21 protein-coding genes and 1 pseudogene are annotated in these 22773 nt (G+C 40.0%); 8 read left to right on the top strand and 14 right to left on the bottom strand.

Annotated elements, in window-relative coordinates; translation table 11 throughout:
- Positions 1-66: 66 nt before the first annotated feature.
- The 5 genes from F4V44_RS04825 to F4V44_RS04805 all read right to left on the bottom strand — a co-directional run bounded on the left by F4V44_RS04825 (position 67) and on the right by F4V44_RS04805 (position 5070).
- Positions 67-1374, bottom strand: coding sequence for a TRAP transporter large permease (locus F4V44_RS04825; protein ID WP_191090568.1), 1308 nt, complete (start codon positions 1372-1374; stop codon positions 67-69).
- A gap of 72 nt (positions 1375-1446) precedes the next feature.
- Complete coding sequence (locus F4V44_RS04820) at positions 1447-2058, bottom strand: TRAP transporter small permease (protein WP_150438848.1); 612 nt, start codon at positions 2056-2058, stop codon at positions 1447-1449.
- Positions 2059-2099: 41 nt separating this feature from the next.
- On the bottom strand, positions 2100-3137 hold the full coding sequence (locus F4V44_RS04815) for a TRAP transporter substrate-binding protein (protein ID WP_150438847.1): 1038 nt from the start codon (positions 3135-3137) through the stop codon (positions 2100-2102).
- 65 nt (positions 3138-3202) lie between these two features.
- On the bottom strand, positions 3203-4366 hold the full coding sequence (locus F4V44_RS04810; protein WP_191090567.1) for a cytochrome P450: 1164 nt from the start codon (positions 4364-4366) through the stop codon (positions 3203-3205).
- A 95-nt stretch (positions 4367-4461) separates the two neighbouring features.
- Positions 4462-5070 carry a hypothetical protein gene (locus F4V44_RS04805; RefSeq protein ID WP_150438845.1) on the bottom strand — a complete coding sequence of 203 codons (609 nt, stop codon included), beginning with the start codon at positions 5068-5070 and terminating at the stop codon, positions 4462-4464.
- A 450-nt stretch (positions 5071-5520) separates the two neighbouring features.
- Between F4V44_RS04805 and F4V44_RS04800 the strand changes: the two genes are divergently transcribed.
- Positions 5521-6435 (top strand): LysR family transcriptional regulator, encoded by a 915-nt coding sequence (locus F4V44_RS04800; RefSeq protein ID WP_150438844.1) that lies wholly within the window; start codon positions 5521-5523, stop codon positions 6433-6435.
- A gap of 101 nt (positions 6436-6536) precedes the next feature.
- Here the strand turns inward: F4V44_RS04800 and F4V44_RS04795 are convergent, their stop codons facing one another.
- A complete protein-coding gene (locus tag F4V44_RS04795; RefSeq protein WP_150438843.1) occupies positions 6537-6848 on the bottom strand; it encodes a 2Fe-2S iron-sulfur cluster-binding protein in 312 nt (103 codons plus the stop codon).
- Between the two features lie 27 nt (positions 6849-6875).
- Positions 6876-7790 (bottom strand): catechol 2,3-dioxygenase, encoded by a 915-nt coding sequence (locus F4V44_RS04790; protein WP_150438842.1) that lies wholly within the window; start codon positions 7788-7790, stop codon positions 6876-6878.
- A 397-nt stretch (positions 7791-8187) separates the two neighbouring features.
- On the opposite strand from F4V44_RS04790, the gene F4V44_RS04785 reads away from it, so the two are divergent.
- Positions 8188-9099: a DMT family transporter gene (locus F4V44_RS04785; RefSeq protein ID WP_150438841.1), complete on the top strand. Its 912-nt coding sequence runs from the start codon at positions 8188-8190 to the stop codon at positions 9097-9099.
- A gap of 272 nt (positions 9100-9371) precedes the next feature.
- On the opposite strand, the gene F4V44_RS04780 is transcribed toward F4V44_RS04785, so the two are convergent.
- From F4V44_RS04780 to allC, 3 genes are read right to left on the bottom strand one after another with little or no spacing between them, the layout of a single operon-like run.
- Entirely contained in the window at positions 9372-10754 is a 1383-nt protein-coding gene (locus F4V44_RS04780) for an allantoinase (protein WP_150438840.1), read from the bottom strand.
- A gap of 16 nt (positions 10755-10770) precedes the next feature.
- Entirely contained in the window at positions 10771-12021 is a 1251-nt protein-coding gene (locus F4V44_RS04775; RefSeq protein WP_150438839.1) for a pyridoxal-phosphate-dependent aminotransferase family protein, read from the bottom strand.
- Positions 12022-12036: 15 nt separating this feature from the next.
- Positions 12037-13284: an allantoate deiminase gene (allC, locus tag F4V44_RS04770; protein WP_150438838.1), complete on the bottom strand. Its 1248-nt coding sequence runs from the start codon at positions 13282-13284 to the stop codon at positions 12037-12039.
- 80 nt (positions 13285-13364) lie between these two features.
- Between allC and F4V44_RS04765 the strand changes: the two are divergent.
- The 6 genes and pseudogenes from F4V44_RS04765 to F4V44_RS04740 form a co-directional block, all read left to right on the top strand.
- A pseudogene (locus F4V44_RS04765) lies at positions 13365-13628 on the top strand (PucR family transcriptional regulator); the annotation flags it as partial.
- 389 nt (positions 13629-14017) lie between these two features.
- Entirely contained in the window at positions 14018-14524 is a 507-nt protein-coding gene (gene uraD, locus F4V44_RS04760; RefSeq protein ID WP_150438836.1) for a 2-oxo-4-hydroxy-4-carboxy-5-ureidoimidazoline decarboxylase, read from the top strand.
- A 19-nt stretch (positions 14525-14543) separates the two neighbouring features.
- Positions 14544-16001, top strand: a complete 1458-nt coding sequence (locus F4V44_RS04755) for an NAD(P)-binding domain-containing protein (RefSeq protein ID WP_150438901.1) — start codon at positions 14544-14546, stop codon at positions 15999-16001.
- 73 nt (positions 16002-16074) lie between these two features.
- A complete protein-coding gene (uraH, locus tag F4V44_RS04750) occupies positions 16075-16431 on the top strand; it encodes a hydroxyisourate hydrolase (RefSeq protein WP_150438835.1) in 357 nt (118 codons plus the stop codon).
- A 481-nt stretch (positions 16432-16912) separates the two neighbouring features.
- A complete protein-coding gene (locus F4V44_RS04745) occupies positions 16913-17278 on the top strand; it encodes a CidA/LrgA family protein (RefSeq protein ID WP_150438834.1) in 366 nt (121 codons plus the stop codon).
- On the top strand, positions 17275-17961 hold the full coding sequence (locus tag F4V44_RS04740) for an LrgB family protein (RefSeq protein WP_150438833.1): 687 nt from the start codon (positions 17275-17277) through the stop codon (positions 17959-17961). Before F4V44_RS04745 ends, F4V44_RS04740 begins: the two co-directional genes overlap by 4 nt.
- 123 nt (positions 17962-18084) lie before the next feature.
- On the opposite strand, the gene F4V44_RS04735 is transcribed toward F4V44_RS04740, so the two are convergent.
- From F4V44_RS04735 to ggt, 4 genes are all read right to left on the bottom strand, one after another.
- Positions 18085-19140: an aromatic acid exporter family protein gene (locus tag F4V44_RS04735; RefSeq protein WP_150438832.1), complete on the bottom strand. Its 1056-nt coding sequence runs from the start codon at positions 19138-19140 to the stop codon at positions 18085-18087.
- Between the two features lie 771 nt (positions 19141-19911).
- Positions 19912-20442: a chromate transporter gene (locus tag F4V44_RS04730; RefSeq protein WP_150438831.1), complete on the bottom strand. Its 531-nt coding sequence runs from the start codon at positions 20440-20442 to the stop codon at positions 19912-19914.
- Entirely contained in the window at positions 20439-21020 is a 582-nt protein-coding gene (locus F4V44_RS04725; RefSeq protein WP_150438830.1) for a chromate transporter, read from the bottom strand. The genes F4V44_RS04730 and F4V44_RS04725 overlap by 4 nt, the downstream gene beginning before the upstream one ends.
- A gap of 61 nt (positions 21021-21081) precedes the next feature.
- Positions 21082-22737, bottom strand: a complete 1656-nt coding sequence (gene ggt, locus F4V44_RS04720) for a gamma-glutamyltransferase (RefSeq protein ID WP_191090566.1) — start codon at positions 22735-22737, stop codon at positions 21082-21084.
- Positions 22738-22773 lie beyond the last annotated feature (36 nt).

Genomic DNA, 22773 nt, shown 5'->3' with positions numbered 1-22773 from the left:
GTTATTTTTTACAGAATATTCTGAAATATAAAACTGAAATAATTCTACTGTTCTAGTTATGCTGCGCTAACTTTTCATCGTTTCCGGCAGCCAGAGGACAATATCTGGTATAGCCACCAAGAGTCCAAGGAAAATCACCATTATCACAAAGAATGGCATCGAACCGCGGAAGATTTTTGCCATCGGTACATCCTTAACAGCTCCCGCTAAGGCGAACACAACCATTCCAAGCGGTGGTGTGATATAACTCATTTCAATGGTAATAACAAGTAAAATTCCAAATAGGATAGGGTCTACTCCAATGGTTTCAACAACTGGAAAGACAAGCGGAAGCGTTAATAGCATCATTGCCAATGAATCCAAAACACACCCTAAAAGGATATACATTAATAGAATCATAATGAGAATCCCTGTACTGCCAAAAGGAAGACTTGTAAAGAAGTTCGCCAGTAAACTCGTTACACCACTAACGGTCATAAATTCTCCAAAAATCATGGCCCCCATAACAATAAGTAAGATCATGGCTGTTGTTAAAACAGTGTCCTTTAATCCTTCTAAAATCGCACGGATATCAAATCCTTTTAACATCACAAGCGTGACTAAGGCGAAGAAAGCACCAATTCCTCCTGCTTCTGATGAAGAAAAGACACCGCCCCAAATTCCACCTAATACGATAAAGACTAAGAGACATGGCATCCATAGAGACTTAGAGGATGCTAGAATTTCACTAAAGCTAGCTTTCGCTGCAGCGGGTCCGAGTTCCGGCTTCCACTTGCAGAGAACATAGATCCCAAGCATAAACATCCCTGACAACATTAATCCTGGAATGATTCCACCGATAAACAAAGAACCAATAGAAGCACCTGTCATAATGGAATACACAATCATTGGTGTACTTGGAGGGAGCAGAATGCCTAATGTTCCTCCAGCAGCAATGGCACCTAATGACAACTTATCATCGTATTTGTATTCTCTCATCGATGGCAGGGAAACTTTTGTCATCGTCAGAGAAGTGGCTAAGCTTGAACCGGTACAAGCAGCGAAAAGGGTACAAGTAGCAACAGAACCCATCGCAAGTCCGCCAGGCAGCCGGCCGATTGTTTTCTGGACGGCGCCAAACGATTTGGTCATCATGCCAGAATGCGACAGCCATTCTCCCATTAGCACAAACAGCGGCAGAACACTAAAGGTGTAGCTTGCAACCGTTGAATAAGGAACCCTCCCCAGCTGATTCAGTGCTCCATCCACGCCGGAGATAAGTGCAAAACCGCCAAATCCTACCAATGCCATCCCAAGCCCTAACGGCATTCCTAGAAACAATAGAACAAACATGACAAAGAATCCTATGATCCCAATAATTGCTGGATCCATCATTCTCACCACCATTTAGTTTTTATCACAGATACATGTTCACATGTATCCTTGTTTGGAAGATTATTTCATTGTTCATTCTTGAGGTGATGGAACGGCTTCACTTTCATTTAGGCTGCCTTGAAAGTTGGTACCTTTTCCAAATGCCAGTTTAACTGATGCATATAACCATGTACAAAGCTGTATCGCTAATAAAGCACTTCCAAAAGCAGCAAAGGCAATAAATGGCATCAGCTCCCAGCCATAATAACTAGTTGTTGGTCCCGGAGGATTATTGATGATTGTGACTGCTCTCTCTCCTAATTTCCACGAAATCAACACCACAATCAAAATACTAAGAATGGAGGTCAAAATGTCCACATAACCCTTTAGGACTGGTGAAAATCGATTGTATAGGAAATCAATTCGTACATGTTTGTTTTCCGTGGCACCATAGGCAAAACTGCTATATACCATGAGTATCATCATGATTTCGATGATATCCGTTGAACCATCAATCGGACTATTGAAAAAATAACGGCCGGCAACATCGACGGTAACAATCAGTACCATCCCCATAAGGACTGCCATTCCTAAATAACTCCAGTAACGAGTCAATCGGTTAATCATATTCGTTTTGTTAGGACTTGGAGATTGATCAGCATTCTCAACAGAACGATTTTTATCAGGAATAATCGTTGACTTCATCCATTTACCTCCAACATCTTTTTTTCAGTCCTTTTTCCCAATTATTTACTAGCAGCTTCTCTCATAGATTCTAATGCTGCTTTACCTGGGTAACCTTGTTTTTCAAGTTCTTCTGCATACTTTTCAGCTACATGCTTCGTCTCTTCATGCCATCTTTTTTGTTCTTCTTCTGATAAGGTATAGACTTCCATTAAGCCATCTTTCTCAAGCTTATCCCATAATTCTTGATCCATCGCCTCTACCCGCTTAAGCTCCTGGGCTGTTAATTCATCTACTGTTTCTTGTACCGTTTTTTGTAATTCAGGAGATAGCGAATCCCATGTTTCTTTATTCATTAATAAAGTAAACGTAGCTTCATATAATGGCAGCTTAAGTGCATAATCGGCTGTTTCAAATAATTTTCGGTCATGAATATTATCAATTCCTGTCAGAGTGCCATCAATTACACCGCGGTCAAGACTCATATACACTTCAGAACCTGAAATCGTTACACCTGATGCCCCTAATGCTGAAAGTGTTTCTGCCTGTGTAGAAGATACAGCTCTTATCTTCAACCCTTTTAAATCCTCCATTTTTTCAACCTTTTTATCACGAAGGAAAAGATGGCTGGCTGAAATCGGTACATATCCAAGCACTTTGAAGTTATCTGTCAATTCTGCTAAATGGCCCTCTTCTTCCCACTTTTGAAGCACCTCTAATGTTGTGGTTGGATCCGTTACTTCAAAAGGAAGCGCTATCATTTGTGTCACAGGCATACGGGAAGTATTATAACCTTCAGCCGTGTACGTTATTTGAATCGTATTATCTTTCGTCATATCCCATGCTTCAGGCGGTTTACCAAGTGTGTCTTCATGAATCGTCACATTAATAGCACCGTCTGTCCGCTTATCCAACTCATCCTTTATATTGTGAAGTACATCATTCATATTGTGGCCTGCTGGGAAGCTTGAAGTAAGAGCCCAATTATATTTTTTAGCGCTGCCCCCATCTTCACTTGTAGATGAGGATGAAGAAGAACAGGCTGCCAGTAATGAGAAAATCAATAAGAATACAACCGTGACAAAGAAACGCTTTTTCATCTTTTATTCCCCCCTAATAGAATGAAATTCTCGTAAACTCTTACCTTCTCTTCCAGCCCTGATTTCTATTTTTCGATTAGAAGTGGCAAGGAACTAACTCCATAACGGGTAAAGCCTATTCTATGAATCTCACCATTTAAACGGAAAGAATCTGTTCGGCTTAACAGCTCCTCGATAACAACCCGGAGTTGCGTTCTGGCAACAGGAGCTCCAATACATTTATGGATACCTGAGCCAAAGACAAGACTTTTCTTCGTATTTCGATCGATAATACATTGATCTGCATTCGGGAAGACTTCTTCGTCGCGATTTCCTGCTCCCCATTGTAAAAATACCTTTTCCCCTGCTTTAATCTCTTGTCCCTGTATCTCAGTATCTTTTGTCACGGTTCTCGGGTGAAATTGTACAGGTGATTCATAACGTAATATTTCTTCAATTGCATTTGGAATCAAGGCTGGGTCTTCTTGCAATCGCTTACGGTCTTCTGGATGTGTCGCTAGATAATTGATAATGATTCCTAAAGAACTAGTGGTTGATTCATGTCCCGCTGTCAGCAATAAATGCAGGGTTCCCACAACTAAGTTCTCAGTAACAGTAGCGCTGTCACTTTCTGAGCTGTTATGTAGCATTTTACTAAGCAAATCTTCTTGTGGATTAAGCATATTTTCTTTTCTTTCTGCAACTACCTCTCGACAGTAAACTTCCAGTTCATCTGCCGCTGCTTTTCTGGCTACAAGATTTCCTTCTGCCGCACGATAGTAAAGCTCTTCAGCCCAATGCATAATACGCGGCCAATCTTGATCCGGCAGATTGAGAAAAGCCATGATACCCCGGACTGGCAATGGATAATTGACTTCTTTTGCGATGTCGCCATAACCTCTGTTGATAACAGGCTCTAACAACTCGATAGCAATAGGCCTCAGCTTATCTGCAAAAGCTTTCATTTTCTTTTCCGTAAAAAACTCCTGCATCACTTTACGGTATGGTGTATGAAGAGGTGGATCGGCTTCAAAAGGGAACCGCGGCAAATGTGGATACCTGATTGCACCTGCGTTAGAAAAGGTATTTGGATCAAGGGCGGTTTTGACAATATCCTCATGTCCGATAATGTTCCAGCCTCCGCCAAATCCATCTGTATGCGAAACGGGACATTTCCCGCGCAGCTCTTCAAATGCCAAAGCAGGATTCTCAAGATTTGGATTATCGAGTTCCATTTTATAGTTTTTCATGTTTACCACCTTTCCTTTCATATTAAGGCTGTAGGAGAATGAGTCATCACTTGATTCTCCTACAAATCTTTTAACAAAGAGTATTGACTAGTCCTTCACTCTTCTTCACCCAGTTGTTTAAAATCTGGAGGCAGCATGCGAACGTGGACATTGCTAAGCACTGGAGAATCATAGAATACTACCCAGCTAATCGGACGGGCTGAATCGTTTACCTTACGAAAAACAAGCGGGCCATGAACAAGTCCTGCTGGTATATGAACCATTGTTGGCTTTGTAAACGTAAACTTTTCAGCTTGATCTCCAAGTCCCAGCCAAAGCTCTACTTCACCACCTAAATCTAGGTTGTCGTATGGATTGGTACCAGTAAAAAGATATACTTCGTCATACGTATGATAATGCGGTGAATTATCCAGCATGGACGTTTCATCATCTTCAGCAAACATTCCAGGCGGTCTGCAGTCTAAGTGCTTATGAATCCCTCCCTTAGGACTCATCGCGCTGAAAGCCTTTGGCTCAGGAATAATCCATGACTCAATATGATGTGTAGCGGTAGGTAAATTAAAACCATCCCCAATAATCGGAGGGGTAATTCGCTTTTCTACTACTTCTTCCCTCGTTAAATTCCTTGATTCCGGCCCCCAGCCGATCTCAGCAACATACTTGGAATACTTCAGCTTTTGTTCTGTCAATTGGTTTTCTGCCATGTTTCATTCGCTCCCTTATCTTTTATTTTTTTGAAGAAGCTCACTTTCGCGACAATAACCTGCATCATTTAGACATCACTCATTTCCATTTCTATGAATAAATAACTTTCATAATATTCTAAATTTACAGGTAATTAACTTCTATAAAAATCATAAAACAAATTGCATTCTACTACTATACCGATTTTTCTTAACATACCTTTAAGAAAAAACTTAATAATAGAGCGTTTTTTTTGAAGAATAGTGGATTTTATTGGAAATATCTCTGTTTACCCACTACCCTTTCCCGACAGGATGAACAGTAATTATTCAAGATGGTTTAGAAATTTTACTATTTATAAGCTGAATTTTTATTATTTTGAAGGACAAAACGTATATTTGTCGAATACTCATCTTTAGTAATTATCTAAATATTCTATATTTTCATATAAAAAATTTAGAGGTGAGGGAATGAACTTTTACAACTTATCTATTTTTTGTAAAGTCGTGCAATTAGAGAGTATTTCAAAAACGGCAAAGGAGTTGCTGACAAGTCCTGCAGCAATCAGCGGGCATCTTCGAGAAATTGAACGTCATTTTGGAGTGAAATTAACCGAACGTTCTGGGAGAAATATTAAGCTGACACCTTCTGGTTTAGAAATATATAAGTATGCCTTAGAAATTGAAAAAATGGATAAGGAAGTAAAGAATAAGCTTTCCCAATTAGAGCAGCCTTCTCAATCCGTATCCATTGGCGTGACACCTGTATTATTTAATTTACTGAGCGAAGCATTGAAACGGAGATATGATCCTTTTACTTCATTACAATTAAACTTAAATCCCTCTCCGTCTTTTGATACCTGTAAACTCGTTGAAAAAGAATCTTTGCAATTTGGTTTAGTTTCAACCCGCATGATTACACAAGTCTATCAAACCGATCAATTAGATCATGATATTATTTTTTCTGTCCCATTAGTAATTATTTGTTCAGAAAGACATCCGTTTGCAGGCAAGACAGACGTGCTAAAGAAGGATTTGGAAAATCAACCATTTCTGATGACTCCGCATGCAAAGAAAAGAGCCAAGTTTGCCCAAAGCGGTTTAAATTTCCTCAAAAATATCGTAGAAATTGGGGATATTGAGACAATCAAAAATGCGGTCATGAGTGGAAAAGGATTATTAGCAATTTTAAGTTATCCAGATGTGAAAGAAGAAATTGAAAGCGGTCAGCTGTCAATAATACATGTTCAGGATTTTCAATTTGATACACGCTTTTCCATCATTTATCGAAGGGAAAATAGGAAAAACAATGAAATCATCAAAAATCATCTTCAAAAAACCATTCAGCAAGAATGGATGCAGCCTCCGCTGTTACTAAGTAAGTGATTAAAATAGAATTCTAACTTATAAGAAATAAAAGGCAAAACGCATTTATACTGCTAGTTATGCCTTTTATTTCTTTTATTTCTTTTCTTAATTAACTATTTCTAGATTTCTACCTTTTCTGTTTTCGCATAATCTTCTGCTGTTATGATATGCAGATCACTTTTTGGCACCATACAACAGGCTAATGCATAACCGTTTTCTAATTCCGCATCTGACAAAGCCTCGTGGGAACGAATGACTTCTTGGCTATATTCGCCCTCTAGCACCTTTATCTTGCACATTCCACAGCCTCCCTGCTTGCAGCCTGTTGGAATAGGAATAAACTGATTTCGTGCAGCTTGCAGGGGAGTAACGGTCGATGAACAGGAATATTCAAAAAGCTGTCCGCGTGCATGTAATTTCACTTTATACATAAGATTTCTCCTTTCATCTTCCACCCATTAAGTTAAGGCCTTCATAAAGGACTCTGATAATTCCCTGCGGTGATAGAAAATACCTTGTCCGATTTTATCTTCCGTCCATGTAATGGTTGGAAAATCCGCATAAGTGATATATCCATTGGCAAAGGCTTCATTGCGATTTCCGGAAGGATCAAAGAAATAAATCGTTTCCCCTCTTGTAATTCCATGGCGTGTAGGGGTTACATCAAATGGAACTTCATACATGGATAAAATATCCGCTGCTTTAAACACCTCATGAAGAGAATCGACATAGAAGGCAGCATGATGAAGTTTCGCATCCGGTCCTTTGACAAACGCTAAATCATGGGCTTTATTGCTTGTAAATAAGAACGTTCCGAGTAGTTCTTCCCCATCAACAGAAGTAATTCTTTCACTTTGTCTGAAATTTAACGCTTCAATAAAGAATCTTGTGACCGATTTCAAATCATCGCCCGTTAATAAGCAATGATCCAAACGATGCGGAGCAATCCCTTTTTTACCTAACGGCCATGGATGCGGATTTAACGTTCCTACCGCCGTTCCGAGAAACTCCACTTCATGATAAAGTTCACCATGGTGGCCTGTTGGCAAAATAAAGTGTACCGCTTCGCCTTCAGCAAGTCTTGTTCCATAAGAAATACGAGAGGTTGCACAGCCAAATTGTTCAATTTTCTTTTCATAGTAAGCTAGGTCATCGAGCGTTTCCACTTTGAAAGCAAAATGGGCAATTCCAGCAGAGTTGGACTTCGTTAAAATTAAGCTATGGTGGTCATATTCATCCCAAGCCTTTAAATATACACTATCTCCTAAGCGGCCTGTTTCTTCCAAACCAATAATCTTTGTATAGTATTCTACTGATTTTTCTAAATCCAATACTTTTAGTTCTACTCGACCAAGACGCATGACTCTTACCATCTTTCCTTCCCCTCCTAGTGCAAATAATTAGGCACATCATTTCCTAATGCTCCTCTAGTTCCAAAATAATTGAAAATGACCAAAAGAACTATAACGAATTTTGTTAAAGAACCATTAAGAATTTTCTTGAACATGACTAGAAAAATAGTGGGCTGAGCAGTAAATGAGCTTGTCTGTTTATGCAGTTAAAACCCTGTAATCATACGGTTTTATGGTATCCTGATTGGGTGTATGAAAGGAAAATTGTTTAAGACTGTGCAAGCGAAAAAAAGCCGTTTTTCTTAGATTTCCTCTCCTTTTCATCCCCTTCTAGATTATGAATAAAAACAGGGGTTTCATTCTTCGTCGCGAATAGTCAATTTATTCAGATTTTTATCCAAAGGAGTGGAACGAAGCTATGGTAAAAACAATTGCCCCAATCGTCATTGTTATCGCCGGATGTATGTGGGGGTCTGTCGGACTTTTTGTCAGGCATTTGGAAACGTACGGTCTAAACAGTATGGCCATTGTCGAAACTCGAATGCTAGGAGCATTCATTATCACATTGATTGGAATTTTGTTTTTTAAGAGAGATGTACTGAGGATTAAAGTAAAGGATTGCTGGTATTTCATTGGAACAGGGATTGTCAGTATGCTGCTCTTTAATTATCTATACAACCAGACGATTAGTTTGGTGACACTTTCCTTAGCGGCCACTTTGCTATGCACAGCCCCCATCTTTGTCCTGCTGCTTTCAGCGGTTTTATTTCGGGAAAAAATGACACCGATCAAGCTCGCGGCTGTTACATTAGCTGTTATCGGCTGTATATTGGTCAGCGGTCTCCTAGAAAATGCCGTTGCTTTTTCTCTCGCAGGAATCCTAATGGGAATAGCCGCAAGCTTTGGCTATGCATTGTATAGTATTTTTACCCGGTTAGCGATGAATAAAGGATACGACTCACTAACGATTAATCTATATAGCTTTCTATTTGCGAGTTTAGGTGGTAGTTTTTTCACTGATTTTGGACCTATCACTCTAGCATTGAAAGAATCACCTATTTCTTTTGGTTCCTTTTTATTCTTACATGCAGTTATCGCTAGTGTGGCACCTTACATTTTATTTACGTGGGGAATGAAATATGTAGATACGGGCCGTGCGGCGATTCTATCATCCTGTGAACCTGTTGCCGCCACTATTTTCGGCTTAATGCTCTATCAAGAAGTCCCTAGCTTATTAGCCATAACCGGGATGTTGCTTGTAGTAGGATCCATTGTGTTACTCAATCGGCCAACAAGTCAATCTGTCATCGCTCATTCCCAACAAGGATAAGAACAGTGAACAACCTAATTTTTCTATTCTTTTTCGTCTATATAGTTGCGAGGAATGAGTAGAACGAAGGTGACACAGGCACCATCCATGGTGCCTGGTCACTCTCTATTAGACTGAATCAGTTTTTGAATACTCCTGATAATGCCGCCATAGCCTGTGCAGCGGCATAGGTTCATTTTTCTTTTCCACTTTCATATTAGACTCTCTTACATATTCATTCATCATTCTAAAAAAATCATGTCATGGAAACAGAACCTTACTGCTCTTTTTTACTATGATTGTGCCGTATTACTATAATCCTTTCCTGACTTTAACCAATTTCCTTTTCGATTCTCATCCACAATGAACCCATTTTCATAGACGATGGAACCTCTATTCATCGTAAGCTTAATCTTACATGGAAACGTATGACCCATATAAAGGGTTTGTTTATGTTTGGCAAAGAAGTTCTCTTCTAATACCGTAAAAGATTCTTCTAATGATACAAAAGCTAAGTCCGCATCCATTCCAACTTCAATTTTCCCCTTTGAATCTAAATGGAACCTGCTTGCAGGAGTTTCTGCTATGAGACTAGCAACTTTTATAAAAGGAATCTTATATTGAACAGCTAATTCAATCAAGGCTAATAGCGTAAATTGACCGCCGCTGATTCCGCCCCAAGCATCGAATAAGTGATGGACGGCCGGATCCTTCATCGAATAGGGAGAGGGAGAATGGTCTGATGCAATCATATCGAAGGCTCCATCTATCAATAACCTAATCAATCTTTCTTGTTCCTTTTTCTCACGTAATGGAGGGGCACATTTGGCAATAGCGCCTTTTTCAACTAAAGCGTTATGATTGAACAACAGATAATGAGGACATGTTTCCACAGTCACATCCTGCCCTTCTGCTTTGGCTTTTTCAATTTTTTCAACCGCTTCACGAGAGCTGATATGAACAAAATGCAGGGAGCAGCCCGTTACTTTTGCATAGAACAGAGCTCGTTCCACCGCTTCTACTTCAGCAACAATCGGCCGGGAAGCTAAATAATGATCAGCAGTCAGCAATCCCCGCTCTCTTTTTCCCTTTGTAAGCAGTCCAGTGATCGCCGCACTTTCTGCATGCAGAGCAAGAATTTTATTTAAAGAAGAAATCTCTTTCATACCTTCTAACAACGTTCGTTCATCTACCCGTTGGAAATCATCATTCCCGCTGTCAGATAGAAAGGCCTTAAAACCAATCACGCCATTTTCTGCAAGCCCTTTTAGTTCCCCGATATTCCCTGGTACCAATCCGCCCCATAATCCAAAATCCACTAGTGATTTAGCCTTGGCATGCTCCACTTTTTCCAACAATGCTGCCTTATTAACCGTAGAAGGAATACCATTCAGCGGCATATCAAAGTAAACTGTACCGCCTCCTGCAGCCATCATCTTCGAACCGGTTTTAAAGCCCTCCCAATCGTCTCGGCCAGGGTCATTAAAATGGACATGAACATCAATCATTCCTGGGAAAATGTATGTTCCTTCTGCATTTCTCTCTTCTTTACTTGTCCCTGTCAGTTGATGTCCAATCTCCGCAATCACACCATCTTTTATCGCAAGGTCCGTTTTCTTTATTTCATTTGGTAAAACCACGAAACCATTTCGTATGATAAGATCATATGATGTCATTCGTTACAACCCCTTTCTAATATGCTATTGTTTTTTTTGCTTCTGCTGCATACACATCTAGCGCAGCTTGCAAGGCTTCCCCGCGATTCACACGAACCTTGTGACGAATCAGAACGGCTTCCAATCCTCCTAGAACGGCCAGAACATTTTCTTTACGGCAGCTATACCCCATAGTTCCGATGCGCCAAATTTTTCCATGTAATGGCCCAAAAGAAGAAGCCATTTCTATGCTAAATTCCTCAAGCAGCATGTTTCGAACAGATTCACCATCAACCCCGCTTGGAATATCAATACATGTGACACACGGAAGTTTATGATGAGCATCGCCAAATAGCTTCAATCCCATCGCTTCTACTCCGGCTGTCAACGCTTTCTCATGAAACATATGACGGAAAAATCGATTCTCTAACCCCTCTTCCAGCACAAGGCGTAATCCTTCATGCAAGGCATAAATCATCGAAGTGGCTTCGGTATGATGGTTCAATCTTCTTGGACTCCAATAATCCATTAACATTCCTAAATCAAAATAATTGCTGGTAATCGCTAAGCAGGTTCGGTTATAGAGTCGATCCTCTTCTGTTGCAATCCCAGCCTCCACCTTTTTACGCTCTAAGATGATTTTTTCTATTCGGTCATTGAACGAGATCGGCGCCATTCCAGATGGAACAGACAAGCACTTTTGCGTGCCGCCAATGATTCCATCGATATGCCACTCATCTGTTTTCACATCCACACCGCCAATAGATGCCACGGCATCAACGACTAGTAAGATATTCTGCTCCCGACATGCTTTTCCTATCTCCGCTAAAGGCTGCATTCTTCCTGTAGAGGTTTCACCATGCACGATGGCAACAATTTTAGGAGAAATCTTTTTCATTTCCTTAATCACGACCTGAGGATCAAACACCTCTCCCCATGGACATTGGATCGAATGAACATTAGCACCATATCGTTCACAAATTTCTGCAAGCAGATGACCGAACCGTCCATAAATGGGAATGAATACTAGATCACCTGGTTCAATGATGCTAGCTAAGAGCGCTTCATTTCCGGCACGGGAGGTTCCGTCAATCGGAAAAGTCCAACGATTATTTGTTTGAAACACCGCACGTTGCATTTCCATCACTTCATTCATCAGCTTTGTAAAAGCCGGGTCGAACTGACCTAAAACGGGATAACTCATCGCTCGTAATACGCGGGGGTCAACCTCAACAGGACCCGGTGTCATGATCGTTCGCTTTGGTATATTTAGCTCCATATAGGCCATTTGACAGCACTTCCTTTAATAAGCTAATTGATATAAAACCTCGGTTAACAGCTCGATGCCCATTTCTAACTCTTTCACACTTGTAAACTCTTTTGGACTATGACTGATTCCATCTTTGCTTGGTACGAAGATTAAATTAGCAGGAATTATACTTGCAAAGACTTGTGCATCATGTCCAGCACCACTAATGATGTCTTGAAAAGGCAAGTTTTTTTGTTGAGCTATTTTCCTTATGACCTTTAGCAGCTCTGTATCCATTGAAACAGGTTTCACATTCATCCATTGCGAATAGTCGATGTCAGTATGGAAAGCTTTGGATACTTGATGAAACTCTGAAAAAATCATTTGGCAATACTGATCTAATATTTCTTCTTTGTGATGACGGATATCTAAGCTAAATTCCACTTCACCTGCCACCACATTTGGAACATTAGGAGAAACATGGATTCTCCCTACAGTAGCTACTAAATGCGAATCCACTTCCTTTGCTATATTTGTTACGATAGAGATAAGCTGTGATGCGGCCGCTAAAGCGTCCTTTCTATATAACATGGGGGTTGTTCCTGCATGATTGCATTCCCCTTTGATCCGGACATGGTACCGCCGTTGACCGACTATATGGGTTACAACACCAATCGTTTTTTGATTTTTTTCCAATACCATTCCTTGTTCAATGTGAACCTCTATAAATCGTTCAATGTCCTTTCGAATCGGTGTTTGATATTGTGCCGGATCAAACCCAGCTTGCTTCATCGCATCCAAAAAAGAGATTCCCTCCCCATCTGTTAGGTCCTTGATGTGATCAAGGGTATACATTCCAATCGTATTTCTGGAACCCCAAAAGGTCAGTGGAAAACGACTTCCCTCTTCTTCACAAAAAGAGACTACTTCAATGGATTTCTTTGGATAGCCATAGGTTTCGAACAATCTTGATACAGCGATAAGACTCGCAATGATTCCATAGGCACCGTCATATTTACCGCCTTCTGCCACCGTATCAATATGAGAACCGGTTAGTATGACAGGACCAAGATCCATTCCCTGTAATTGGCCAAATAAATTCCCTACTGAATCAAAATAGGTAGCCAATCCAAACTGTTCCATTTTATGTTGTAAAGCTTTTTGTGCTTGGCACCAGGCTTTTGAGTATAACAATCGAGTGACGCCATCCTTTTTTGTTTTTCCAAACGATGAAAGCCATTCAATCATTTCTTGTATATTTTCTTTTTCTGCCTGTTGTAAATTCTTCACATGAATGGCCATACGCTTCACTCCTCCTTTTACTTATGGTATGTTTTATAACATAAATATGTATTAACACTTTACATTTTTAGAATAAAAAACTTCATTTGATTCCCAAAAAGGAAATGAACAGTTTTTACAAATATACCTTTCAAGGATTCTCATCCCTCAAACAGGATGAAAAAGAGTCACTACTCCAAACGCTTTCTGTTTATTTAGAAATACATTGTCAAATCTCAAAGACAGCCAAAAGATTATTTGTTCACCGAAATACGACTGTCTATCGGATTGAGAAATGCGAAGAAATCCTAGCTAAAAGCATGAAAAATCCAGAGACCACTTTACAATTAAGAATCGCTTTATGAATGAAGAAGCTTTTAGACTCCTCCTTTTTAAAAGGTGCCGTTCCGTAAGTCAGGCTGCCGCAATATATCTATATACAACGTAACTTTGCATTAAAGGATACTAAATATATTGTGGCACCTAACCCGTTTGCATTTAGGACACTCCTTTTACTTTTCTTCCACCCTCTTTATGCACTTTGCCTATAAAAATATGTGAATTCCAGCCAAAATATACAATGGCAATAATCAGAAAATTTAATTTTATGTGAAATATAATAACTCGTTACGTTATATTTATTAACATAACTAAAAAGAAGATCATAACACAGAAGAGAATTCTCTTCTATCGAATGGCTGCATGACTCAAGAATCGAACCTTATGTAAAAACTCATCGGAAAGGAGTTTTACTTTGCTTACAATCCATCAACTAAATAAATTAGAACCAGAACAATTTATTGAACTTCTAGGAGGGATCTTCGAACATTCACCATGGATTCCTGAAAAAGTTTTAGAATCGAGACCTTTCTCATCCTTCGATCAACTTTACAGGAAAATGCTCCATGTGGTTGAATCCTCTTCAAAAGAACAGAAATTATCACTTATTCAGGCACATCCAAATTTAGGGGACCGCGTTCAAATGAGTACAGATTCAGTTAACGAGCAAAAAGGTGCAGGCTTGAATGAACTCACACCTGAAGAATATGGCCGCTTTATTTCGATCAATCAACAGTATATGGATACATTTGGCTTCCCTTTTATCCTTTCTGTACGCGGTAAAAACAAGCACGACATTTACCAGGCGATGGAGGAAAGAGTTCATAACGAAAAAGAGATTGAATTTGAAACAGCTTTAAAAGAAATCTATAAAATTGCCTTCCTTCGATTAGAAGAAAAAGTGATGAAGGACTCATTTTAAAAGGAAAGGAATGAAGAATATGAGTTTAGCAGAGTTAAACGAACGAGTAAAAAAGGACCTTTCGTATTTGAATATTAAAGGGGCAGACAACGTTCAACCACTTGAGCATCCAGAAGGACATGTCTATGATGTGGTGATTGTCGGCGGAGGTCAATGCGGCTTAGGGGCAGCTTTTGCTCTATTACGTGAGGGGGTTTCTAACATCCTTATTATTGATGAAAATCACGAAGGTTATGAAGGGCCATGGGAAACCTATGCACGAATGGTCACATTACGAACACCAAAACAATTAACATCCATTGACCTTGGTCTTCCCTCCCTCACCTTCCGCTCTTGGTGGGAAGCACAAGTTGGACCAGAAGGATGGGAGAAAGTAGAGAAGATTCCACGCAGAGACTGGATGAATTACCTTCGCTGGTATAGAAGTGTCCTTCGTTTACCTGTTATCAATAGAGTCAAATTAACATGCATACAACCATTAAAAGAAGGAATTCACCGCTTAAATATTGAAGGCTTAGGCGCTCCTTCACCACACCTCTTCGCACGTAAAGTCATTTTAGCAACAGGCATTCAAGGCGGCGGAGAATGGCATGTACCATCTTTGATTTCTGAAAATGTACCGAAACATCTATATGCCCACACCTCCGAAGCCATTGATTTCAATGCATTAAAAGGAAAAAAGATTGGTATTTTAGGCGGCGGAGCATCCTCTTTTGATAATGCCCATTTCGCCCTTTCAAAAGGCGTTGCCCAGGCACATGTTTTTGTCCGTCGGAAAGAAATCCCTCGGATTAATCCAATCCGTCAAATGGAAGCTTCCGGCATAATCGAACGTTATCATTCCTTAACAGACGCCGACAAATATGCCGTAATGGCTCATTTCTTTAAGCATAATCAACCACCAACAAATGACACCTTCACTCGCGCTGCCTCCTGGCCTGGTTTTACTCTTCATTTAGGCTCCCCGTGGCTTGATGTGAAAAGCACTGTTGATGGCGTTAGAATCACAACTCCCCAAGGAACCTTCACCTTTGATTATCTCATCATTAGCACAGGTCTCCTTACCGACCCTCGATTACGGCCAGAGTTAAAGCTTGTTGAAAAGCATATCTTGCGCTGGGGAGATAGGTATCAAGCTCCATTAGAGCTTGCCAACCCTGTCCTTGATGCACACCCCTATCTTAGTCCAGGCTATTCATTCGTAAGTCGTGACAAAGCTGGCAAGAAACTTCTACGCGGACTATACGCATTTAACTATTCCGCATTAATCAGCTGCGGAATCACTGCCTCCGCTCTATCTGGAATGAGATTTGGATTACCTCGACTGGCAAGCGCTGTAGCGGATGAACTTTTCCAAGATAACCGTGAACACATTTTGAAAAACTATTTTGAATACAATGTAATGGAATTCAAAGGTGAATGGCCTGCAAAAAACCAGACGAATCCGGACGATGCTGTTTCAAGCAGAAAAAAATAAAGATACCAATCTACCTTGTTATAGCAGCAAGGTAAATTGGTATGTATCACGACATAAAGAGAGGGGTAAAAAGATGACCGGAATCACCACACATATTTTAGATTTAACCCACGGTACACCTGCAAGCCATGTAAAAATTGAACTATTCATCCAAGAAGGAACTTCAGGCTGGAAACATTTAAAGACTACTGCAACCAATGATGATGGTCGGCTTGATGTTCCCCTTCTCACGGAGGAAGAAATGAAAATAGGAGTCTATGAGCTTATTTTCCATATTGGAGAATATTTCCGCAGGAAGGATATCCCCCTTCCAGACCCTCCATTCTTAGAACTTGTACCTGTTCGTTTTGGGATTTCAGATGTAAACAGACACTACCATGTACCATTGCTTGTGTCTCCTTGGGGATATCAGGTGTACCGCGGCAGTTAAAAAAATATAGGATAATTTCCCCCGCCTCAGTACTTGAAACTGGGGCAGTTTATCTTTTTGAGATCATAGAAAAAAGCCAGGCACCTATCCGGCATCGGGCTTCAATCAAGTTTATTGACTTGGCAAAAATGCTGTAGTAAATATTTCCTTTGCACTAAATTTTTCTTTCACTAAAAACCAAGGCCTAAAAATCCACTTTTTCAATATATAATACTCAGAAGCCATTCATTTTCCATTTGTCTTGTCAGTTTTTATTACCATTCTTAGTATTCGAACCAAAAATCTCGTTAGATGTTCTTACATACTGGTAGAAAAAAGTGCAAAATACAATTAGAATGGTTTCCATATCTTGATTGTTTTTTAAAATAATCTGGTAAAAGAACCCTTTAAAGCATGGGAAACTTCCATGAACAAGATTACTTACTAAATCAATGCACCTTTCTAAACTTAAACCATTCAACCGGAAGGAGGAAATGGAACGATGAAACGAGGTTGGATTTTGCAGGTTTTACTGTTAATCGGCTTCCTTTCTCTTGGCAACTTAGTCGTCACTCTTTTACCCATTCCCCTTCCAGGCAGTACTGTGGGCATGCTGCTGCTGTTTCTTTTCTTGATGACAGGAATTATCAAACTTGAGTGGGTGGAGAAAATTACTTCTTTTCAGCTCAAACACCTGCAGCTATTATTTATCCCACCCATTGTCAGTCTCATTATTTCCTTTCACTTTCTAGAAATTTTAAAATGGAACATCTTCATCATATTATTTGTAAGCAGCCTTTCCTGTTTGCTAGGAACAGCCTATACAGTCGAATGGTATGAAATGAGAAAAAAGAGGGAATGCAAATGAATATATTATTGACCTATCTATTCTGTATCCTCATCACACTTGGAAGCTATGGGATCTGTACCGTTTTCTATCGTAAATACAAAAAAAGCTGGCTGAATCCATTATTTTCTTCCTCTTTTTTACTCGTATTGCTTCTTCTCCTTTTTCATATTCCTGAAGAAACCTATAGCCAAGCAAGCTCTCTTTTTCAATTTCTGTTACAACTGGTCGTTGTTTCTTTAGCGGTTCCGCTTTATAAGCAATGGACTTTTATTAAAAAGAATTACAAAAAAATCTTTATCGGTGTAATGGCAGGAACAGCTATGGGATTATTGACCGTTGTGCTGCTGGCACATTTCTTTCATTTAAAAGAGCAGCTGCTCGCTTCATTGATTCCTAAATCCATTACACTTCCGATTGCCCTGACGATTTCAAGCAATTTAGGCGGTTTATATTCCACAACGATCATCTTTGTTATCATTTCCGCTCTCATTTCTGTTCTTATCGGACCCAAATTAATGCAGCAATTAGGGATTAAAAGCAAAGCAGCCAAAGGGTTGGCAATGGGCACAACCGCTCAAATGATAGGAGCAAATACCTCCTCTATTTGGGGAGAAGAAGGAAGGACAATGGGTAATGTAGCGATGACCACCTCCGCTTTACTGTTAACCTTAGCAGTACCCATCATTCGTTTCATTTTTTGATGAGGTTGCAAAGAGCAAGCCTTGTGAACGATTTAGAGTGAATAGATGGTGCCTAACAAACGAAAGTTCAGAGGAGATGAAGAACCCCTCCTCTGATATCAGTTCCACATGAGAGAACACACGTCATCCAATAGAAGACTTCACTATCTTTGGCTCACTATGTCTGTCTTCAAGATTGTAGTAGTGGTGCAACTCCTTTGTTAATTCAAAAATAGAAATGAGCTCAAATAAAAGAACGGTTTCCATTTTCATATATGAAACATGCTCTTGATACACCTCTCCGAAAGCGCTTTGAGTTTTTTGTTCTGTAAACCATTTGGTTAATTTACTCACAAGCATTTCTTCCTCTTGATTAATAGAAAAGTATGGATCATTTAAAATTCGATTTAAACGATTAAAGGCTATTGAGATTAACTCTTCTTTTTCCTTGTTTAACTTTAAATGATGAAAAGGGATAAAGATTAGATTGCCTATATGAAAAACAATCTGTTCCAATAAGGTTATTTTTTTGGACATATAGAAAAACTCACGGATATATTTTCGATTAGAACGATGAAATTTCCATTCCTGTTTTTGATAATAAAGAAGTTTCTTTACCTTTTCCAGTTCATTAATAAGATGTTCAAAATCATCATGAATTTCTTTTTCATGTTCAAATGACAGGTCCCCTCTTTTCATAAGAAGCTTCCCCGTGTTCGACAATAAGGTTTGAAAGCCTTTTATAATGGAAGTCGAATAGTTAGGCGGGATAACTAATAGATTGACAATAGACGAGACAATTAACCCAGTAGATGTAGTACCCAAACGTATGAAAAAGGATGAGATATACTCATCGTGTACGGTTGTGATCATCGCAACACCTGTTAAAGTGGCAACAAGCAGACCATCGTGTAATTTCAGCTTGGTACAAGCAATAATTGTGCAAAGGGCAACCAAGGTATAAGAAATGGGACTGTCTCCAAAAAGGAATGTAAAAATAACCGCAAACGCAGCACCAATGGCTGATGCCGGAAAACGAATAAAAGCTTTCTTTATGGAATCTGCAGCAGTAGGCTCAATGGTGACGATGGCGGTAATCACAGCAAACATGGCAGGCCAATTTAATATTTCACAAATGATTGCTGTAGCCAACACCGATAAACCCGTTTTAAAAATTCTTCCCCCAATAACATTCTTCATAATGAAAACTCCTCAAAAACACTTATATTTTACAGAATAATATGATAATTATAACATTTATTTCAAACTGTTTGACGACGTAAAGAAAACAACGGACTGCCCCAGCCCATTTCTGTTCAAACCTTGCCCCTTCGACAGAAGATTCCCACTTCAACTTTGTGCAGAGCGTAGCCCAAAAATAAGTGAGAGATGAATGGCGGTTGGCGCTATCCAAAACATATGTTTGCATGGTATAATATTCCTGTAAGTTGTTCTTTGAAAACTGGATATATAGGGTTCGTGCGAGAAAGGCTTCGCACGGTAAAATATCCAAGCATCAACCGTCTTGCACTTGCCGAAGTAGCGAAAACCAAGCAAAGTAAGCAAGTGCAATGAGTCCAACGTACAAGATTACAACACCGCAGGAGACTGAACGTAGTCGCTTGTACTGCTAACTGTCGGTGCGACAGGGATCGCCTACTAAAAAACTGGTGGATATACTGGTGTTCGCAGGAATCTCCCACTTCAACGAAGTAAGTGGGAGTAGTTCAATGAATAACTACTATTTCATATCTGTCATTTGATTTCCATTTCTTTCAAAGAACTGATAATTTCTAAATGTATCCCCCTTATTAGATTGCAGTAAATCAGTCCATATAACTAGTTTCTAGCGGTTGAATAAAAAATTAAAATTGGAGTTTTCCGTTTTGACTATAATACAAAAGAGGCAAGCGATGCTACCCATTTACGGTTCACATCGCTTGCCTTTCCTCAGTCTTCATAGCAGCTGTTTTACACTAGAAAAATAGCCCCAAAAGTCAATCCTCCGACAATCACAAATGCAGGATGCACCTTCCACTTTTCTAATAGCAATAACGTTAGGATGGCAATAAAAATCGTTTCCCAAAGTCCGTTTGAAAAATAAGATTCATAGAAAAAATCAAACGTAAGAGTTCCCATTAAGATTGCAACAGCAGGCAGAACCACTTTTGACAACCGTTTAACTCTTGGTGAATCTTTATAACGATAGATTAGACTTAATAATAAAACCATTAAAATCAATGATGGTGCCACCGTGGCAAACAAGGCTACCAAGGACCCTACTACTCCCCCTACTTCAAACCCAATATATCCGGCCATTTTTGTAGCAATCGGGCCCGGCAAGGAATTTCCTAAGGCCAGCACCTCACTAAATTGACTAGTTGTCATCCAGCCATAACGGTTAACCACCTCGTGTTCAATTAACGGAATAGAAGCAGGTCCGCCTCCATAACCAACGATTCCCGGGATCAAAAAGGCTAAAAATAATTGTAAATAAATCATAGGCTCTCACTTTTTCCTTTTGCATGTACTTCGATTTTATTTTTCTTTTCTGGTAAAACGAATGCCCCAGCTAACAACACTCCAATCACGACACCTGGGTGGATTCCAAGGAACACAATACAGATCAGGCATCCGATTAAAAGAAGACTCGCTTTTTTCCACCCCAACCCGCTTTTCGCCTTCTTCAAAAAGCTCCAAGTCAACACACCCATCATGACGCCTACAATAGGAACCACCGCATGCGTCATTCCTTGAACTCTTGGGTTATCTTTGAATTGATTAAAGGAGGTTAATAAGGCCAGCATCAAAAGAACGGTTGGTAAAATGGCCGCGGTCAAAGCAACAATCAGTCCCGTTATGCCTCCGACTCGGTAGCCGATATATCCAGCCATTTTCGTATTAATCGGACCTGGCAACGTATTCCCCAGCGCTAACACATCGCTAAATTGATCATCATTCATCCACTTAAATGTACCGACCACTTCTTTATGAACCAGCGGAATCGCTGATGGACCTCCTCCGAATCCTAATATTCCCGATCGAAAAAATGCAACAAATATATCTCTATACAGCTTCACTTAATAAACCACCTTCGATAAATCTCTTTTAATACATAGGAGAGTAAAAGTTTTAAAGGTCTTAAAACCCTAATGCAGCTCCGTCTCCTCTAGGGTCAGCACCCCCGAACTTCACTCCCGTATTCTGGTCGATTTTAATGGCTCCGGCATGACCCATGACATCTGTAAAATCATCTAAAATCTCAACCTCATGACCTCTGCTTTGAAGGTCTCGAACGACATCTTGATCTATTCTTCCTTCTAGCTTCAAACTGTTTGAGGAAGCACCCCATGTTCTTCCATACAACCATCTTGGGGCTTCAATCGCGGCTTGAATAGGAAAATCATAATCTAGAATTCTCGTCACAAGTGCTGCTTGTGTTTGCGGCTGACCTTCTCCTCCCATCGTCCCATACACTAAGTAAGGTTCGTCATTTTTAAACAACATGGCCGGGTTTAATGTATGATACGTTCGTTTTTTCGGCTGCAAAGAATTTATATGGTTTTCATCTAAGGAGAAAAAGCTGCCTCTGTTTTGCAGAACTATTCCTGTACCTTTTGGAATGATACCAGAACCAAACTCATGATAAATACTTTGAATCAATGAAACGGCATTTCCCTCTTGGTCCACAACTCCCAGCCAGATTGTATCCCCTTTTGGGTCTAACTGTTTTTGTACATTTTTCACCCTTGTAAAATCAATCGAATCCGCTAAATCCATTCCTCTTTTAACGGATAATAATTCATCCAGCGGGATGTGGGAAAAATCCGGATCAGTTAAGTATTGATCCCGGTCAGAGAATGCTCGTTTCGTTGCCTCTGTTAGTACATGATAATAATCAGCAGAGCCTTCTTCAATAGTAGATAAATCAAAGTTATTGATAATGTTCAGAATGGAGAGCGAGGCAAAGCCTTGTGAATTGGGCGGGACATTATAGACCTGATAGCCCCGGTAACGGACAGAAATCGGATCCACCCAATCGGAACGGTGATTCCGAAAATCTTGATAGGTTAATAGTCCCCCGTGATGTTGCAAACCTTGGGAGATTGCCTTAGCCAGCTCTCCTTGATAAAGATAAGAGCTTCCTTCACTTGCAATGCCTTCTAACGTTAACGCTAAATCATGCTGCTTCATCAATTCTCCAGCACGATACGCCAGTCCGCTCGATTTTGTAAAGATTCTTTGAAACTCTGAAAAACGTTGGAGATGTCTAAATTCATTATCATATGGATCCTGATTGACATTCGTCCAGTATTCCTGACTAGGCGTAACCGGAAAGCCATCTTTTGCATATTGAATGGATGTTTGCAGCAATTGATCCCAGCCAAACGTTCCCTTCATTTGGGCCTGTGAATATTGAAAAGCCTTTTCCCAGCCGGCGACTGCCCCTGGAACGGTATTTGCAGAAAGAGCTCCTCTTGAAGGGATTTTCTTGTAACCTTGATTCTTATAAAATGAAATACTTGCCTTTTCACCTGAACGGCCACTGCTATTTAAGGCTTTTAATTCGTTCTTTTTCTTATTATAAACAAGCCAAAAATTATCCCCGCCCACTCCATTCATATGAGGGTACACCACTCCAATAGTTGAGGCAGCGGCGATGGCCGCTTCAACCGCATTCCCTCCCTCTTGAAGCACGTTCAAACCTGCCTGAGAAGCCAAATAATGCGGAGTCGTGATCATCGCCTTTGGTGCCATTGTCGTTGGACGATAAGATTGCTTACTGCTTTTATTCATACCCATCCTCCTTATTGAAACAGAGGGACGGTTCTT

This window comes from Niallia endozanthoxylica (assembly GCF_008710145.1).
Classification (GTDB): Bacteria; Bacillota; Bacilli; order Bacillales; family Cytobacillaceae; genus Bacillus_BD; species Bacillus_BD endozanthoxylica.
This window is presented reverse-complemented; position numbering and strand designations above follow the sequence as displayed.

Bases quoted from the DNA above. Each gene is read 5' to 3' on its own strand.
- F4V44_RS04810 (WP_191090567.1), bottom strand. From the start codon at position 4,366: ATGAAAAACTATAAAATGGAACTCGATAATCCAAATCTTGAGAATCCT.
- allC (WP_150438838.1), bottom strand. From the start codon at position 13,284: ATGGCCATTCATGTGAAGAATTTACAACAGGCAGAAAAAGAAAATATA.
- F4V44_RS04820 (WP_150438848.1), bottom strand. From the start codon at position 2,058: ATGAAGTCAACGATTATTCCTGATAAAAATCGTTCTGTTGAGAATGCT.
- F4V44_RS04780 (WP_150438840.1), bottom strand. From the start codon at position 10,754: ATGACATCATATGATCTTATCATACGAAATGGTTTCGTGGTTTTACCA.
- F4V44_RS04785 (WP_150438841.1), top strand. From the start codon at position 8,188: ATGGTAAAAACAATTGCCCCAATCGTCATTGTTATCGCCGGATGTATG.
- F4V44_RS04745 (WP_150438834.1), top strand. From the start codon at position 16,913: ATGAAACGAGGTTGGATTTTGCAGGTTTTACTGTTAATCGGCTTCCTT.
- F4V44_RS04815 (WP_150438847.1), bottom strand. From the start codon at position 3,137: ATGAAAAAGCGTTTCTTTGTCACGGTTGTATTCTTATTGATTTTCTCA.
- F4V44_RS04825 (WP_191090568.1), bottom strand. From the start codon at position 1,374: ATGATGGATCCAGCAATTATTGGGATCATAGGATTCTTTGTCATGTTT.
- ggt (WP_191090566.1), bottom strand. From the start codon at position 22,737: ATGAATAAAAGCAGTAAGCAATCTTATCGTCCAACGACAATGGCACCA.
- F4V44_RS04775 (WP_150438839.1), bottom strand. From the start codon at position 12,021: ATGGCCTATATGGAGCTAAATATACCAAAGCGAACGATCATGACACCG.
- F4V44_RS04755 (WP_150438901.1), top strand. From the start codon at position 14,544: ATGAGTTTAGCAGAGTTAAACGAACGAGTAAAAAAGGACCTTTCGTAT.
- F4V44_RS04805 (WP_150438845.1), bottom strand. From the start codon at position 5,070: ATGGCAGAAAACCAATTGACAGAACAAAAGCTGAAGTATTCCAAGTAT.
- F4V44_RS04790 (WP_150438842.1), bottom strand. From the start codon at position 7,790: ATGGTAAGAGTCATGCGTCTTGGTCGAGTAGAACTAAAAGTATTGGAT.
- F4V44_RS04730 (WP_150438831.1), bottom strand. From the start codon at position 20,442: ATGATTTATTTACAATTATTTTTAGCCTTTTTGATCCCGGGAATCGTT.
- F4V44_RS04740 (WP_150438833.1), top strand. From the start codon at position 17,275: ATGAATATATTATTGACCTATCTATTCTGTATCCTCATCACACTTGGA.
- F4V44_RS04795 (WP_150438843.1), bottom strand. From the start codon at position 6,848: ATGTATAAAGTGAAATTACATGCACGCGGACAGCTTTTTGAATATTCC.
- F4V44_RS04800 (WP_150438844.1), top strand. From the start codon at position 5,521: ATGAACTTTTACAACTTATCTATTTTTTGTAAAGTCGTGCAATTAGAG.
- uraH (WP_150438835.1), top strand. From the start codon at position 16,075: ATGACCGGAATCACCACACATATTTTAGATTTAACCCACGGTACACCT.
- F4V44_RS04735 (WP_150438832.1), bottom strand. From the start codon at position 19,140: ATGAAGAATGTTATTGGGGGAAGAATTTTTAAAACGGGTTTATCGGTG.